The organism is Amycolatopsis sp. FBCC-B4732, assembly GCF_023008405.1.
Taxonomy (GTDB): domain Bacteria; phylum Actinomycetota; class Actinomycetes; order Mycobacteriales; family Pseudonocardiaceae; genus Amycolatopsis; species Amycolatopsis pretoriensis_A.
In genome coordinates, this window is the sequence record NZ_CP095376.1 from 7398651 (window position 1) to 7414577 (window position 15927).

At 72.7% G+C, this 15927-nt stretch carries 13 protein-coding genes; 2 read left to right on the top strand and 11 right to left on the bottom strand.

The annotated features are described in order from the left end of the window. Nucleotides 1-494 precede the first annotated feature (494 nt). Nucleotides 495-1184 (bottom strand): hypothetical protein, encoded by a 690-nt coding sequence (locus MUY14_RS32765; RefSeq protein ID WP_247014907.1) that lies wholly within the window; start codon nt 1182-1184, stop codon nt 495-497. 230 nt (nt 1185-1414) lie between these two features. Here MUY14_RS32765 and MUY14_RS32770 point away from each other — a divergent pair, with 230 nt between their 5' ends. Both MUY14_RS32770 and MUY14_RS32775 read left to right on the top strand, forming a co-directional pair. After that, on the top strand, nt 1415-1876 hold the full coding sequence (locus MUY14_RS32770) for a GNAT family N-acetyltransferase (protein ID WP_247014909.1): 462 nt from the start codon (nt 1415-1417) through the stop codon (nt 1874-1876). 62 nt (nt 1877-1938) lie between these two features. Continuing rightward, nucleotides 1939-2697, top strand: coding sequence for a hypothetical protein (locus MUY14_RS32775; protein ID WP_247014910.1), 759 nt, complete (start codon nt 1939-1941; stop codon nt 2695-2697). On the opposite strand, the gene MUY14_RS32780 is transcribed toward MUY14_RS32775, so the two are convergent. The 10 genes from MUY14_RS32780 to MUY14_RS32825 form a co-directional block, all read right to left on the bottom strand. Further along, entirely contained in the window at nt 2694-3458 is a 765-nt protein-coding gene (locus MUY14_RS32780) for a hypothetical protein (RefSeq protein ID WP_247014912.1), read from the bottom strand. The genes MUY14_RS32775 and MUY14_RS32780 overlap by 4 nt on opposite strands. Before the next feature lie 67 nt (nt 3459-3525). Continuing rightward, the gene (purH, locus tag MUY14_RS32785; protein ID WP_247014914.1) at nt 3526-5094 is read right to left on the bottom strand and encodes a bifunctional phosphoribosylaminoimidazolecarboxamide formyltransferase/IMP cyclohydrolase; all 1569 of its coding nucleotides are present in this window, start codon (nt 5092-5094) and stop codon (nt 3526-3528) included. After that, on the bottom strand, nt 5084-5701 hold the full coding sequence (gene purN / locus MUY14_RS32790; protein ID WP_247025362.1) for a phosphoribosylglycinamide formyltransferase: 618 nt from the start codon (nt 5699-5701) through the stop codon (nt 5084-5086). The genes purH and purN overlap by 11 nt, the downstream gene beginning before the upstream one ends. A gap of 78 nt (nt 5702-5779) precedes the next feature. After that, nucleotides 5780-7213, bottom strand: coding sequence for a DUF6350 family protein (locus tag MUY14_RS32795; RefSeq protein WP_247014916.1), 1434 nt, complete (start codon nt 7211-7213; stop codon nt 5780-5782). Between the two features lie 145 nt (nt 7214-7358). Further along, entirely contained in the window at nt 7359-8147 is a 789-nt protein-coding gene (locus MUY14_RS32800; protein WP_247014918.1) for a DUF5336 domain-containing protein, read from the bottom strand. A gap of 207 nt (nt 8148-8354) precedes the next feature. Continuing rightward, nucleotides 8355-9245: a succinate--CoA ligase subunit alpha gene (gene sucD / locus MUY14_RS32805; RefSeq protein ID WP_247014920.1), complete on the bottom strand. Its 891-nt coding sequence runs from the start codon at nt 9243-9245 to the stop codon at nt 8355-8357. 1 nt (nt 9246) lies between these two features. After that, nucleotides 9247-10416 (bottom strand): ADP-forming succinate--CoA ligase subunit beta, encoded by a 1170-nt coding sequence (sucC, locus tag MUY14_RS32810; RefSeq protein WP_247014922.1) that lies wholly within the window; start codon nt 10414-10416, stop codon nt 9247-9249. A 119-nt stretch (nt 10417-10535) separates the two neighbouring features. Further along, nucleotides 10536-10853 (bottom strand): hypothetical protein, encoded by a 318-nt coding sequence (locus MUY14_RS32815; protein WP_247014924.1) that lies wholly within the window; start codon nt 10851-10853, stop codon nt 10536-10538. Further along, nucleotides 10843-12648: a hypothetical protein gene (locus MUY14_RS32820; RefSeq protein WP_247014926.1), complete on the bottom strand. Its 1806-nt coding sequence runs from the start codon at nt 12646-12648 to the stop codon at nt 10843-10845. Before MUY14_RS32820 ends, MUY14_RS32815 begins: the two co-directional genes overlap by 11 nt. A gap of 183 nt (nt 12649-12831) precedes the next feature. Next, nucleotides 12832-14037 carry an IS110 family transposase gene (locus MUY14_RS32825; RefSeq protein ID WP_247014928.1) on the bottom strand — a complete coding sequence of 402 codons (1206 nt, stop codon included), beginning with the start codon at nt 14035-14037 and terminating at the stop codon, nt 12832-12834. Between the last annotated feature and the right edge of the window lie 1890 nt (nt 14038-15927).

Sequence of the window (15927 nt, forward strand, 5' to 3'; positions counted from 1 at the left end):
GAGCTGGGACGGTCATGCGGCCCCCTGTCCTTGGGCCGAGCGCGGGCGGCCGGAGTACCGCCGCGCGCCGAGTCCGGCGTGGTCGGTCCCAGCCGCCGGGGGCAAGCGCGAGCCGGGGCAACGGCCCGCGCCGAGGAAGGACGGAAGAGCCCAGATCGACCACCGCTCGGGAAGAGCGGGCCGAACAGCCCGACTCGAGCGCCGCTCGGGCGAAGACCCGAGAGCCCAACTCAAGCGCCGCTCGGGTAAGGACAGAACAGCCCAACTCAAACGCCGCTCAGGCGAGGACAGAAGAGCCCAACTCGAGCGTCGCTCAGGCAAGGACAGAACAGCCCAACTCGACCGCCGCTCAGGCAAGGACAGAACAGCCCAACTCAAGCGCCGCTCGGGCAAGGACAGAACACCCCAGATCGAGCGACGTTCGGGGGAGGACAGGAGAGCCCAGCTCGACCGCCGCTCGGGCAGGGTCGGCCGAACCAAGGGCGAAGCAACGCTCATGCCGTCGCCACCTCGCCGAGTTCCGTCGCGCTGACCACTTCGGTCGCCGGGCCCGGCAGGGACAGCTCCGCCGTCACGGGGCGGGCCGCCGAGCCGCGGCCGTGGGCTCGGACCAGGACCCGGCGCTCGCGGAGGTGGCCGTAGCCGTTCTCCGGGCCTGTCCACGCCTCGCGGCGGCAGGACAGCTCGACGTCCGCTCCGGGCCAGGCTCCCGTCGTCAACAGCACTGCGCCGCGGTGGCGGGCGCGGGCCGACAAGCGGCGGGCCACCGCCGGAGACACCGTCTCGGAACGGACCGCCACCACGTCCACGCCGTCCAGCAGCGCTGCCACCACCGCCGGGAACTCCACGCCCGGGCGAGGGACCAGGGCCAGCCGGGTCAGGTCGGCTCCGTACTCGGCTGCGGCCGCCAGGCCCAGCGAGGGCATGCCGACCACCGCCGCCCAGGAACCCGCCGCTGTGGCCGGGGCGAGGAGGGCGAGCAGCAACGACGTCGAGCCGTGGACCGCCACCGTGCTCCCGCGCCGGAGCCCGGCGGCGGGCAGCAGCCCGGCCAGTGCCGGGGCGACCGGGAGCACCCTTCCCGTCGCCCGCGCGCGCTCGGCCTGGGCCGCCACCCGGCTCGCCGTGCTGACCCCGGGCAGGGCCGCCAGCCGGGCCACCGGCGGCTCCACCACAGCGGTCACCGCACGCACCTCCCCACCACGGACTGGGCCGGCGGTCGGGCCTCTCCCAAAACGCGACCGACGGCACTGGTCCGCCGCGGGGAAGGCGGCGGCACTGCATCTATCAACCATCGTCGAACACCTGTTCGACATGAACCATGAAACCCCGAACCGGAGACCCTGTCAAGTCACCCGAAAGCGGCACACAAACCAGTTGCCCGAGCCGCCGCGGAACAACTAGACAGACGCCCGTGGAGCTCACCGACGCCCGGCCCGAAGACGCCCCGGAACTGCTGGTCCTGCAACGCTGCTGCTGGGTCCAGGAAGCCCTCCTGAACGACACCCTCGACATCCCCGCGCTGCACGAATCCCTCGACGACGTGCGCGACTGGACCAAGACGTGGTCGGTCTGGCTCCTGCGGGAGGACCACCGCCTGATCGGCGCCGTCCGCGCCCGGCTCGAAGGGGACCACTGGGAGCTCGGCAGGCTGATGGTCGCGCCGGACTTCGCCGGCCGCGGGCTGGGCCGCCGGCTCCTCGCCCACGCCGAAGCGCAGGCGCCCGCCGAAGCCCGCCGGTTCTCGCTCTTCACCGGGGCGCGCAGCACCCGCAACATCACGATGTACCAGCGCGCGGGCTACCGGCTGACCGAGCCACCCGAAGCCGGCGGCCACATCGCCGGGGCCGTGTACCTGGAGAAGGACCGCCAATAGCCCGGTCCGCCCACCGGGTGCGACGGGGTCGGCTAGATTGCCCGGTGGACTTGGGGGTGGCGATGACCGAACGGCTGAGACGGCCGGTCCTGTGGATCGCCGGCGCGCTCGTCGCGGCGGGCGCGGTGGCCGCCGTGGTGCTGACCGCCGGTGGCGGGGTGCCCGGGGCCACGGCCGCGGCCCCGGGGCCGACGACCATGGGCGCGGAGTGGCGCTCGTTCCGCGCCGACGTGACCGGGATCCGTCCCGGCCCGGACGCAACGACCCTGTTCGTGCAGGTCGCGCTGCCCGGCAAGGACCCCGGCTGCGTCCGGGAGCCGCGGATCGAGCAGCTCGTGGAGGCGAAGACCGACATCCGCGCCGACGTCGTCTACTCGACGCGGCCCGCGGCGGGCGGCTGCCAGGACAAGGTGCCCGCCGAGCTGCGGCTGAGCACGTCCGAGCCGGTCGCGGACCGGACCGTGATCCTCAACTCCGACACCGGCAACGCCTGGCACAAGCTCGGCGCCGGCTGGGGCCACTGCGACCGCCAGGGCACCTGCGCCCCGCCCGCCGACCACTGCGACCCCGCGTGGATCGGCGCCGCGGTGTCCGCCGCGGGCGCCGAAAGCGCCGGGACCACCCGCGCCTGCGACCCGGCCTGGCTGGTCGTCGACCTGCTGGTGAAGCAGACCGAAGCGCCTTCACGCACCGCGTTCCGCTGGGGCGACGGCGGCTGGACGTCGTTCGCGCAGGCCAAGGCCGCGGGCTGCGGGGAGATCCGGGCCGCCGACCCGAAGTTCCCGGTCGCGCTCTGCAAGGCGCTGCCCGCGCCCGCCTAGCGCGGCAGCTTCTTGACGACCTCGGCGCCGACCGCCTTCACCGCCGCGTCGGACTCCTCCTGCGGCATCGGCGAGTTCGAGAAGAACCCCTTGTCCCAGCCGGAAATCTCGACCGTGACGACGTTCGCGCCGGCGAGCACGTGCAGCTCGGCGCCGCTGAACGCGCTCTTCGTGACCAGCCGGACCAGCGACGCCTTGTCGCCGAGGCCGGGTACGTCGACCGGCGGCACCTCCGGCTTCGTCGGCATGAAGTTGTCCTTCGCCTGCCGCTCCGCGTCTTCACCGGAGTACTCGACGACGCGGATGTTCATCGTCGCGTCGCGGACGTTCTCGTCGGGTCCCGGCTTGAACCCGCAGCCGATCTGCTTCAGCCCCGGCAGCGTGTCGGCGCTGCCCGGGTTGCCGCCGACATAGCTCGGGAACCCGGCCTGTGCCAGCACCTGCGCCGGGATCGAGCACTCCGCCGGCGGCGGCACCGCGCTCGGCGCCTTGCCCGTGCTCGCGTAGTAGTCGCTCGCGACGATCGCGAGCGGGATACCCGCACCGAGCAGCACGACGACCCCGCCGACGATGCCGAAGATCAACCCGAGACGCTTCTTCTTCGGCGGCGGCATCGGCGGGCCGTACCCCGGGTAGCCCTGCTGCGGTGGATAGCCCGGCGGCGGATAACCCTGCTGCGGCGGGTAACCCGGGGGCGGGTACCCGGGCTGCTGACCCGGGTACCCCTGCTGACCCTGTCCGTACTGCGGCGGTTGCTGCATCGAGCCCTCCCTCTCGAAGCGCGGGGACGCTGACATCCGGGGCTTCGCCCCGGGGCCCCGGAAGCGGTCAGTGCGCGAAGTGGCGCGTCCCCGTCAGGTACATGGTGACGCCGGCCTTCTCCGCGGCCGCGATGACCTCGGCGTCCCGGACCGAGCCGCCGGGCTGCACGATCGCGCGGACCCCCGCCTCGACCAGCACCTCCAGGCCGTCCGGGAACGGGAAGAACGCGTCGGACGCACCGACCGAGCCCTTGGCCCGGTCCCCCGCCCGCGAGACCGCGAGCCGCGAGGAGTCGACGCGGTTGACCTGGCCCATGCCGACGCCGACGGTGGCGCCGTCGGCGGCCAGCAGGATCGCGTTCGACTTGACCGCGCGCAGCGAGCGCCACGCGAACTCGAGGTCGCGCAGGGTCTGCTCGTCGGCCGGGGCACCGGTGGCGAGCTGCCACGACGCCGGGTTGTCGCCCGGCGCGTCGATCGCGTCGGCGGTCTGCAGCAGCACGCCGCCGGAGATCGGGCGGAATTCGATCGACGACGCCGGGGCCGCCGGCAGCTTGAGCAGCCGGATGTTCTTCTTGCGCTGCAGGATCTCCAGCGCTTCGGCGTCGAAGTCCGGGGCCAGGACGACCTCGGTGAAGACCTTCTCGATCTGCTCGGCCGCCTCGCGGGTGACCGGCCGGTTCGTCGCGATGACGCCGCCGTAGGCCGAAACCGGATCGCACGCGTGCGCCTTGCGGTGCGCCTCGGCGACGTCCGCGCCGACCGCGATGCCGCACGGGTTGGCGTGCTTGATGATCGCGACGGCGGGCTCGGCGAAGTCGAACGCGGCGCGGCGGGCGGCGTCGGTGTCGACGAAGTTGTTGTAGGACATGGCCTTGCCGTGCAGCTGCTCGGCGTGCGCCAGGCCCGGGCGGTCGCTCTTGTACAGCGCGGCCTTCTGGTGCGGGTTCTCGCCGTAGCGCAGGACGTCGGCGCGTTCCCAGGTGGCGCCCAGGAAGTCCGGGAAGCCGGCGGCGGCGGTGGCCTCGTCGGGGGCGTACGCGCTGGCGAACCACGAAGCGACGGCCGTGTCGTACGCCGCCGTGTGCGCGTACGCCCGGGCCGCGAGCCGCTTGCGGTCCTCGAAGCCGAAGCCGCCGTCGGCGACGCGCTCGAGCACCCAGCCGTAGCGAGCCGGGTCGACGACGACTGCGACGCTGCCGTGGTTCTTCGCCGCCGCGCGGACCATGGCCGGGCCGCCGATGTCGATGTTCTCGACGCAGTCCTCGGCGCTCGCGCCGGACGCGACGGTCTGCGCGAACGGGTACAGGTTCACCACCAGCAGGTCGAACGCCGCGATGTCCAGCTTGCGCAGCTGCTCGACGTGGTCGGGGTTGCCCTGGTCGGCCAGCAGGCCGGCGTGCACGTTCGGGTGCAGCGTCTTGACGCGCCCGTCCAGCGACTCGGGGAAGCCGGTGACCGCTTCGACCGGCGTGACCGGGATCCCCGCGTCGGCGATGACCTTCGCCGTGCCGCCCGTGGAGACGATCTCGACGCCGGCCGCGTGCAGGCCGGTCGCGAGGTCCAGCAGGCCCGCCTTGTCCGAGACGCCGATCAGCGCCCGGCGGACCGGGCGCCGTCCCAGGTCAGTGCTCACGAAATGTCACCTTTCGTCCGTCCACGGTGCAGCCACCGCGGCCGAGTCGCTCGATCGTTTCCACCAGCAGCCTGCGTTCGACGGCCTTGATCCGTTCGTGCAGGACGTCTTCGGTGTCGTCGTGCTCCACGACGACGGCTTCCTGGGCGATGATCGGCCCGGTGTCGACCCCGGCGTCCGCGAAGTGCACGGTCGAGCCGGTGACCTTGACGCCGGCCTCCAGCGCGTCGCGGACCGCGTGCATCCCCGGGAACGACGGGAGCAGCGCCGGGTGCGTGTTGACCACGGTGAACCGGCCGAGGAACTGCTCGCCGAGGATCTTCATGAACCCGGCCGAGACGACGAGGTCGGGCTGGTACGCCGCGACGGCCTCGGTCAGCGCCTTGTCCCAGGCGGCCCGGTCGGGGTGGTCGGCGACGCGGACGGTGAACGACGGGACGCTGAGGCGCTCGGCGCGGGTGAGGGCTTCGATGCCGGTGCGGTCGGCGCCGACGGCGACGACCTTGGCCGGGAAGCCGGACCGCCCGGTGGCGTCCAGCACCGCCTGCAGGAGGGTTCCGGAGCCCGACGCGAGCACGACGAGCTTCACCGGAGTGGGCAGCTCCAACCGTTGAGACAGAGCGGGCTCCTTGCCGCGGGCGGTGCGCAGCCGGTGCGCACGGCGCTTCACCAGGTCGCGTCAACCCTAACGGTCGGTCTCGTCCGGCTCGACGTCGCCGCAGGTCTCGGTGCCTCCGGTCACAGCTTCGTCCTCGGCCGGCTCGTCTTCGAGGCCGAGCTCGGCGTCGGCTTCGGCCTCGAACTCCGCGTCCTCGGCGGCTTCTTCGTCGTCCTCTTCGGACGCTTCCAGTTCCTCGACGGCTTCCGCGGCCGCTTCGGCGTCGACGTCGTCGGCGTCTTCGAAGGCTTCGTTGTCTTCGAGCGCTTCCGGCGGCGGCGCGGGCGGCTCGTGCTCGCCGGTGAAGAACGCGACGAACGAACCCGGGATGACGATCCAGCAGAACGCGACGACGGACGCGACGCCCACCGGCACGCTCACCGGGTCGAACGGGCCGTCGCCGAGCCGTCCGCCGGACAGCGTGCCGAGCAGGACGCAGCCGAGCGCGACGACCGCACCGGCCACCGCGACCGCGCGGATGCGCTGCGCCGGGTCGGCGTCGGCCTTGCGCAGCGACCAGCCGACCAGCGCGCCGGTCGCCGCGGGCAGCACCAGCAGGGCGGGCCACCAGGCGGCGTGGTGGTCGGGCAGGCCGCCGAGCAGGGGGACGCCGGGTACGGCGCCGCCGCGGTAGCCGAACATCCCGACGTTGAGGTCGCCGATCGAAAATCCGGGCCCGGTGACGAAGGACAGCGAAGCGGCGACGGCGTTCGGGAGGTAGAGCACCGAGAGCAGGAAGAGCCCGAAGCTGGTGCCGAAGGCGGGCTCGTAGATGTCGGACACGGTCGCCCAGGACACCGCGGTCGCGACCGTGAACACGACGGCACCGCAGGCCACCAGCACCGCGAAGCCGAGCGCGCCGGCGCGGAGCCCGCGCAGGGCGAGGGGGTCGAGGCGCTCCGCGACGACGTCCGGCAGCCCGCAGGACCGGGTGACGCCGACGAACGCGGCCGCGGCGGCGAGCAGCCCGGGCACGGCGAAGGCGACCAGCGGGTTCGCCGTCACCGGCGAGCCCTGCGCGCCGAGCGCGACGACCAGCCCGAACACCGCGTGCGCGGTGGTGATCGTGAGCAGCACGGGGAGCGCTTCGCGGGCCGACCGGCAGCCGAGGCGCTGGGCGGCGCCGGCCGCCGTCCGCGCGGCCAGCAGGGTCACGCCGAGCGTCGGCAGCAGCGGGAGCACGCCGAGCGGGTGGCCGCCGAGGCCGAGGCGGACCTGGTGCGCGGCGAGCCACCCGGGACCGGCGGCCAGCAGCACGCCGGTGCCGGAGAAGACGGCGCGGTCGGCGGTGAGCGCGACCAGGGTCAGCACGGCCGCGACGGCGGCGTAGCCGGTGACCAGCGGGCCGAGGGCGGCGGCGAGCAACACCCGCACCCGCGCCGCCCCGGAGAGTCCGACGCCGGGTTCGAGGTCGCTCACCGGCTCTTCGCGGGCATCGGTGAGCAGGTCCATGATCCGCACCCTGACACCCGGGCTGGTCCGTCCGGGTGAGCCACGCCGCCGCCGTCCGACGTGGGAAAGCCAACCCACCCGGTCGAGTCACCCCCGGAGCGCAAAACACCCGCTGTGACACTCTGCGTCACAGCGGGTGTTTCGGACTACCGCGTCAGTTCGACTTGCCGAAGCCACCGGGCGGGGTGCCCGGGTTGTCCGACGGCGGCTGCTGGAAGAACGAGCCCTGCTGCGGGGCGTACGTCGTGGCCTGCTGCCCCGGCGGCGGCGTGGTCGACGGCGGGTTCGGCGAGCCGTACTGGCCCGGCTGCGAGAACGGGGCCGACGGCTCCCCGGCCTGGGCGACCGGGCCCGGGCCGTGCCCCGGCTGGCCGAACTGCTGACCCGGCTGACCCGGCTGGCCGTACTGCTGCTGCTGGCCGGGCTGGTTGAACTGCTGCTGACCGCCGTAGGACGGCGCGGCGGGCTTCGGCGACGGCGGCTTGATCACGCCGTGCTCGATGAGCAGCGCGCCGACCGCGGCGGCCGCCTGCAGGAACGCCAGGATCAGGATGACGATGACGACCCCGGGCGTCGTCTGCAGACCGATCAGCGTGTCCAGGACGTCGAGCATGCCGAGCACGCTGAACAGCGCCGCGAACGGCAGCGTCCGCGGCCCCTTCGGCAGCACCTGGAGCGCGGCGAGCAGACCGCCACCGAGCAGGAAGACCCCGCCGAGGCCGACTTCGCCGGTGTCGACGAACCCGAGGAAGTACTGCACGAGGCTGAGGCCGGTGACGACCAGGGCGAGCAGCAGCGGCAGGTTCTGCGGCAGGCCGCCGGGGCCCGACGGCGCCGGGTGCGCGTGGGACTGCTGCGCCGGGAAGCCACTGGACGGGGGACCGGGGGGCTGTTGGCCGCCACCCTGCTGGGGGTAGCCAGGCCCGCCGCTGGGGAAGGTCATCGGATGCACTCCTGTCGGTTCGACCGGCACTCCGGGGCACGCGGGCACCCGGGGGAAGACGAGGCGGCTTGTGTGCGCAGAACGCTAGCGCACTCGCAAGCCCTCAGCCCACCAGACGCGTGAATACCTCAGGAGGTTTCGTGCTCCAACGGAGGAGAGCCGGGCACCTTGTGAGTGCCCGGCTCCACCTGCGGTTACCCGCTGTCGTCAGCCGAGGCTGTTGTACAGCTCACGTGCGAGGACGGCGGTCTCGCTCGGGGTCTTGCCGACCTTGACGCCGGCGGCCTCGAGGGCCTCCTTCTTCGCGGCGGCCGTGCCGGAGGAGCCCGACACGATGGCGCCGGCGTGGCCCATGGTCTTGCCCTCGGGCGCGGTGAAGCCCGCGACGTAGCCGACGACCGGCTTCGTCACGTTCTCCTTGATGTAGGCCGCGGCGCGCTCTTCGGCGTCGCCACCGATCTCGCCGATCATCACGATGACCTTGGTCTCGGGGTCCGCCTCGAACGCCTCGAGGGCGTCGATGTGCGTGGTGCCGATGATGGGGTCACCGCCGATGCCGACCGCGGTGGAGAAGCCGATGTCCCGCAGCTCGTACATCATCTGGTAGGTCAGCGTGCCGGACTTCGACACGAGGCCGATCTGGCCCGGGCCGGAGATGTCGGCCGGGATGATGCCGGCGTTCGACTTGCCCGGGCTGATCACGCCGGGGCAGTTCGGCCCGATGATCCGGGTCGTGTTGCCCTTCGCGACGGCGTGCGCCCAGAAGTAGGCCGAGTCGTGCACCGGGATGCCCTCGGTGATGACGACGGCCAGCGGGATCTCGGCGTCGATCGCCTCGATGACCGCGTCCTTCGCGAACTTCGGCGGCACGAAGATGACCGACACGTCCGCGCCGGTCTCCTTGATCGCCTCTTCGACGGTGCCGAAGACCTTGAGGTCCTTGCCCTCGATGGTGACGGTCTGGCCGGCCTTGCGGGCGTTGACGCCACCCACGATGTTCGTGCCGGACTTCAGCATCTTGGTCGCGTGCTTCATGCCTTCGGAGCCGGTGAGCCCCTGCACGATGACCTTGCTGTTCTCGTTGATGAAGATCGACATCTCACGCACCTGCCGCGGCGAGCTCGGCAGCCTTGTCGGCCGCGTTGTCCATTGTGTCCACCACGGTGACGAGCGGGTGGTTCGCGTCCGCCAGGATCTGGCGACCCTCCACGACGTTGTTGCCGTCCAGGCGGACGACCAGCGGCTTGCTGGCCTCGTCGCCCAGGATCTTCAGGGCCTCGACGATGCCGTTCGCCACCGCGTCGCAGGCGGTGATGCCGCCGAAGACGTTGACGAAGACGCTCTTCACGTCGGTGTCGTTGAGGATGACGTCCAGCCCGGCCGCCATGACCTCGGCCGACGCGCCGCCGCCGATGTCGAGGAAGTTCGCCGGCTTCACGCCGCCGTGCTTCTCGCCCGCGTACGCCACCACGTCCAAAGTGGACATGACGAGGCCCGCGCCGTTGCCGATGATGCCGACCTGGCCGTCGAGCTTGACGTAGTTGAGGTTCTTGGCCTTGGCCTTCGCCTCGAGCGGGTTCTCGGCTTCCTTGTCCACCAGGGCTTCGTGACCCGGCTGGCGGAAGTCCGCGTTCTCGTCGAGGGTGACCTTGCCGTCGAGGGCGATGATCTTGTCCTGCGGGTCGCGGACCAGCGGGTTGACCTCGACGAGGGTGGCGTCCTCGGAGACGAAGGTCTCCCAGAGCTTCACGACGACGTCGGCGGCCTCGTCGATGATGTCGGCCGGGAAGTTGCCGGCCTTCAGGATCTCGAGCGCCTTCGCCTTGTCGACACCGGCGATCGAGTCGACCGGGATCTTCGCGAGCGCTTCGGGGCGCTCGACGGCGAGCTGCTCGATCTCCATGCCGCCCTCGGAGGACGCCATCGCCAGGAACGTGCGGTTCGCGCGGTCCAGCAGGAAGGAGAAGTAGTACTCGGACGCGATGTCCGAAGCTTCCGCCACGAGCACGCGGCGCGTGATGTGGCCCTTGATGTCGAGGCCGAGGATGGCTTCCGCCTTCTCCTTCGCCTCGTCCGGCGTCTGGGCCAGCTTGACGCCGCCCGCCTTGCCACGGCCGCCGACCTTCACCTGCGCCTTGACGACGACCTGGTTACCGATCTGCTCCGCGGCGGTCTTGGCTTCTTCGGGGGTGCTTGCCACCGAGCCCGGCAGAACCGGTACTCCGTGGGCGGCGAAGAGATCCCTCGCCTGGTACTCGTAGAGGTCCACTACTCCAGTCTCCTGACGACACGCCACTGTGGTGGTCCGCGTTACCGGACCGCGCTGTCGGACCAGTCGAGGTTAGCGACCTGCGTGAACGGCGGGGACTCCGCACCTGGTGAAGTCGGTCACCGTGCGCGGTCAGACGGTGTTCCCGAGGTGTGAGACCGCCCACCGGGCAGCCATTCCACGGCTTCTTCGGGGGTCGTGAAGACGGCGAAGTCGCTCAGCGCGGCCTCGAGTTCCGCCGAGGGCGCGTCGCCGAGGACGCCCACCGCGTCCGGGTCCTCCTGCTCGGCGGTGCGCAGGATCTGCTCTTCGGTGGCCAGCGGTCCGGCGTGGACGACCTCGACGCCTTCGTCGCGCAGGAGGCGGCCCAGCGCGACGGCGGCCGGGTCGGGCCGGGCGAACTCGACGAGCAGCACCCGGCGGCGCTCACGCGTCACGGCGTCCGCCCGCGGCGGCCAGCCCGGCCGCGATCAGCAGCGCGACGGCGGCGGCGAGGGCGAGCCAGAACCCGGTCGCCGGGCTCGCGCCGCCGAGCGTCCCGCCGACGAGCGGCAGCTCCGCGGCGTGCAGGCCGGTGAGCACGGCGGCGCCGGCCAGCAGCGCCGCCGCGGGCTTCGGCCGGGACCGCAGCGCGAGCGCGGCGGCACCGACGACGGCCACGGCGGCGGTCAGCAGCCCCCACGACGGGGTGTCGAAGTCCGACCACAGCCCGGGCGCGACGTAGCCGGGCACGGTGAAGACGGGCAGCCCGAAGCCGGCGACGGCCAGCACGGCCCCGGCGACGACGGGCGTGAGCACGTTCTTGTCCGCCTCGGCGGCGCTCCCGGCGTCCTCGCGTTCGACGACCCCGGTCCCGACGGCGGCGAGGGCGGTCAGCACGGCGAGCACGAGCGCGGCGAACGTCCAGGCGGCGCCGGCCCCGAGGTCGTAGCTGAAGGCGGGGGCGGCGGTGCCCCCGAAGCCGCCGAGGTTGCCGGCCTGGGTGGCGGTGAGCGCGGTGTTGAGGACGGCGGTGCCCGCGAGGACGATCCCGGCCCAGAGGAGCCCGAGCAGCGGCCGCGCGCCCGGCGCGGTTTTCGGGACGAGGACGCCGAGTGCGGTCACGGCCAGCACGACGGCGGCGACGAGCAGGAACCAGCGCGCCGGACTTTCGGCGGCGGCGCTGACCGGCGCGGTGGCCCCGGGGTTCAGCGCGGTGACGGCGACCTGCGGCGCGAAGCTGCCGATCAGCGCGGCGACCGCGGTGACGAGGCCGAGCAGCCCGGTGACGAGCCGCCACCAGAAGAGGCCGGGGATCTTCAGGTCGGCCTCGTCGTTCGCGGGCCGTTCGGTGAGCCGGGTGAAGGCGAGCGCGCCGATGACAGCCGTCGTGAGGAGGACGAGGACGGGCCCCCAGGTGACGCCGAGGTCGGCCCGCAGGAGCCCGGCGAGCACGGGCGGCACGGCGACGCCGAACGCACCGGCGGCCAGCCCGAGCAGCGCCCCGCGCGCGGTCCGTTCGGCGGGCGCGGCGAGCGCGAGCGCGGCGGCCAGCGGAAGCGCGGCGGCGAGCAGGAGGTAGCCGCCGAGGGCGGGCCAGGGTCCTTCGAAGGACGAGCGCGCGAGGAGGAAGCCGTTGGCGGCGGAGACGGGGGCGGTCAGCAACCCGACCGAAGCGGTGACGGCGAGCAGCGGCACGAGCAGCCGCCACCGCCGCCGTTCGGGTTCTTCGGCGGACCGGCTCGCCCGCCAGGCCGCGACGCCCGCGGCCACGGTGAGCAGGTGCCCGGCGACGAGCAGCCAGAACCCGGCACCGACGGCCGAGCCCCCGACGAACCGGTCGGCGAGGTAGAGCTCCGGCCGGACGGCGAGCGGCCCGTTGACGGCGAACTGGAGGTCGAGGACCAGCCGTCCGGGCGCGAGGGCGGCGAGGCCGAGGATCAGGCCCCCGGCCAGCGCGGGCCGTTTTCCGGCGGCCCAGATGGCGGCGGCGACGGGGGCCAGCGCGAGAACGGCGAGCCAGGGCCAGCTGGTGAACCCGGGAGCGGCGTCCGGTGAGACGTGCGCGACGGCACCGGCGGCGAGCGCGACGGCCCCGGCGGCGGCGAGCCCGAGGGCGAGGGTCTGGGGGCGGTCGTCTTCGGCCCAGGTCTGCGGTGGGGTCCGCTCGCTGGTGGGACGGGCCGCGGGAGCCGGCGGGGTGGCCGGGGCGCCGGGGGTGCTCCGGCCTGGGGGTTCTGAGCGTGGGGGCATTGCTGGCGACGCTAGCAAGGTTGGGCGGAGCGGGAGGGACCAGCGGGCCACGAGTCGGCGAACGGGCCCGGGTGGAGTGACCGTGGACGCGGTGGGGGCAGGCGGAGGAGGGGGTGGGAGGGGCGGGCACGGGAAGCGGCGAACGGCGCGGGCGACCGGCGGGGGGGTGTCCCTATGGGGTTGTCAAGCCGCAGCCGGGGCTGGGGTGGGTTCGGGGTGTCGGTAGTGGGTGCCGTTGCGGAGCATGGCGTAGAGGACATCGCAGCGTCGGCGGGCCAGGCAGATGAGGGCGGCGTTGTGCTTCTTGCCCTCGGCCCGTTTGCGGTCGTAGTAGGCCCGGCTGGTCGGGTCGGACAACGAGGCGAAGGCGGCGAGGAAGAACGCCCGTTTGAGCTGGCGGTTGCCGGTCCGGGCCGGATGTTCGCCCTTGATCGATGTTCCGGAGCTGCGGGTGACCGGGGCGATGCCGGCGTAGGCGGCCAGGTGCCCCGAGCTGGCGAAGTTCGTGGCGTCGCCGACCTCGAGGAGGATGCGGGCTGCGGTCCTGACGCCGATGCCGGGCATCGAGGTCAGGACCCCGGCAAGAGGGTGCGCATCAAGTATCCCCTCAACCTGCTCAGCAACCTGTTTGCGTTGCTGCAGCACGGTTTTCAAGCTGTCCGCCAGCCGCGGCAAGACAGTGTCGGCAGCGGCGGTGCCCGGGACGGTGACGGTCTGCTCGCCGAGCGCGGTCATGATCGCCTCGACCAGCCGCTCGCCCATGCGAGGCGCATGGACCTTCGCGATCGCGGTCAGTTTGCGGCGGCCGGCCTGGGCGATGCCGGCCGGGCCGCCGCAGCGGGAGAGGATCTCCAGCACCGCCGGATGCGAGATCCGCGGGCCGATCGCGTGTTCGAGGGCGGGGTGGATGCCGGTGAGCAGGCCGCGGATGCGGTTGCTGATGCGGGTGGCTTCGCCGGCCAGGTCGTCGTCGAACCCGACCAGTACCTCCAGCTCGGCCAGCGCGTCGTCACCGACGTCGACCGGGCGCAGCGTGTGCGGCAGCGAGCGGGCGGCGTCGGCGATGATGAACGCATCGCGGGCGTCGGTCTTCGCCCGGCCGGGGTAGAGGTCGGCGATGCGGCGCATCGCCAGCCCGGGCAGGTACGCGACCTGGTGCCCGGCGGCGCGGGCGACCGCGACCGGCAGCGCCCCGATCGTGGCCGGCTGATCGACCACGACCAGCAGCGGCCCGTGCCCGGCGAGCTTATCGAACAGGGCTCGCAGCTTCGGTTCGGTGTTGGGCAGCGGCCCGTCATGCAGCCGTTTGCCGGCCGGGTCGAGCCCGACGGCGTGATGGGCGTCTTTGCCGACGTCCAGGCCGAGGAACACGCTGAAAGTGCTGCTCATCCACCATGCCGTTCGTTCGCCGCGGGTGGTCACCGGTCTGGCATCGATGGCCGGCACCCACGTTACGACGAGACCTACCTTCTGGTGGCCGTGTCCCTATTCAGCGGTCCCTCGATGCCACCAGGCCCGGTGACACCACCCCCCGGATCATGGAAGCGACTGGGGGCGTTAGTCATGCCGGACCTGGTGACCACAGCTCCTTGATCAGGAACTACGAAGACGGTAACGGGGGCGGCGGGCCGGAGAGCGCGGGCAACCCGGGGGCGCCGGATCGGCGAAGCCGCAGGGCACAGGCGACCTGGGGCGGGCGGAGCCGGAGAGCACGGGCGACCTGGGGCGGGGGGCCGGCGGAGCCGGAGAGCGCGGGCGCCGGATCGGCGAGGCCGAAGGGCGCGCATGACCGAGAGCGCCAGGCCAGCGAGGCCGAAGGGCGCGCATCACCGAGAGCGCCAGGCCAGCGAGGCCGAAGGGCGCGCATCACCGAGAGCGCCAGGCCAGCGAGGCCGAAGGGCGCGCATCACCGAGAGCGCCAGGCCAGCGAGGCCGAAGGGCGCGCATGACCGAGGACGCCAGGCCGGTGAAGCCAGAGGGCGCGGGCAACCCGGGAGCGCCGGATCGGCGAAGCCGCAGGGCACAGGCGACCTGGGGCGGGGGGCCGGCGGAGCCGAAGAGCGGGCGCCGGATCGGCGAGGCCGAAGGGCGCGCATGACCGAGAGCGCCAGGCCGGCGAGGCCGGAGAGCGCGCATGACCGAGGACGCCAGGCCAGCGAGGCCGGAGGGCACGGGCAATCCGGGGCGCCCGGCCGGCGAGCGCGGACCACCGAGGACGCCAGGCCGGCAAGGCGCGAGGGCGCGGACCGTAGAGGACGCCGGATCGGCGAGACCAGAGGGCGCGGACCGCCGAGGACTCCCGGCTGGCGAGGCCGAAGGGCACGGGCGACCGAAAGCGCCGGACCGGCAAGGCCGAAGGGCGCGAGAGAGCGAGGCGGGTGCGGGAAGCTCCAGGAGAGGTGGGCACAGGGCCTGGCGAGGTCAGGCGAGAGGCGCGGAGCCTGGCTGGCGAAGCCCGTAACGAGAGGAAAGGGCCAGCGGGCTACGAGTCGGCGAACGGGTCCGGGTGAAGTCGCCGCCGGTCAGCTTGAGTCGGGTTGTGCGCGGACCGGCGAGGTGAGGCGCGTACCGGGCCGGTTCGGGCGCGAGTCGATGATCAGGCGAGGTGCGCGAGAAGCCTCGGGCCCGCGAGAGCTGCATCGCGGATCTCGGGCGCACCGCGCGTGCCTCTGGCGCGCGATCACGGGTGCACAAGGGGACAAATCCGGCAGTCAACCGCGATCTTGCTCAATCAGTCGGCGAGCGGTTCTCCTGCGTCGATGAACGGTCGCATCCGCCCGCGGCTCAACCCGCCTGCGAGCAGGCCGGAAAGGCTCCCCGACCGACCCGATGGAGTCGAAGATGTTTAAACATCCCCTGGCAAACCCTTATTCCGACCCTCAGGGGCCTCCCCGGACCTTGGTTGGCTTAAACCGCCCGCAAGAGCTGTAAGGCAAGTCACAACCAATGCAGTAAACCCCCTCTAACTTTGGGTAATTGTCACAGGTGAGCGTCGCCCGGCTGCCACCCGATCGGCCGCCGGATGAGGCAGATCTTGCCGATAGCGGTGCCCCTTCGTTACTGTCCCGGGGTCCCCATTACAGTCAGGTCACGAAGTAGGACACCGAGCGAACCACCCCCGAGGTTGGCTCACCGGGTTCCCCCGCCCGCAGTCCTCGACCCGGCTCCCCGACGATGGAAGGCCCTGTCTTGGCTTCACACCGCTCCCCCGGCGGCCAAGCTCCTTCCCCGGCACTGAAGGACGCACTGGAAGGTGCGGTCGTTCGTGTCCGGGGTGCG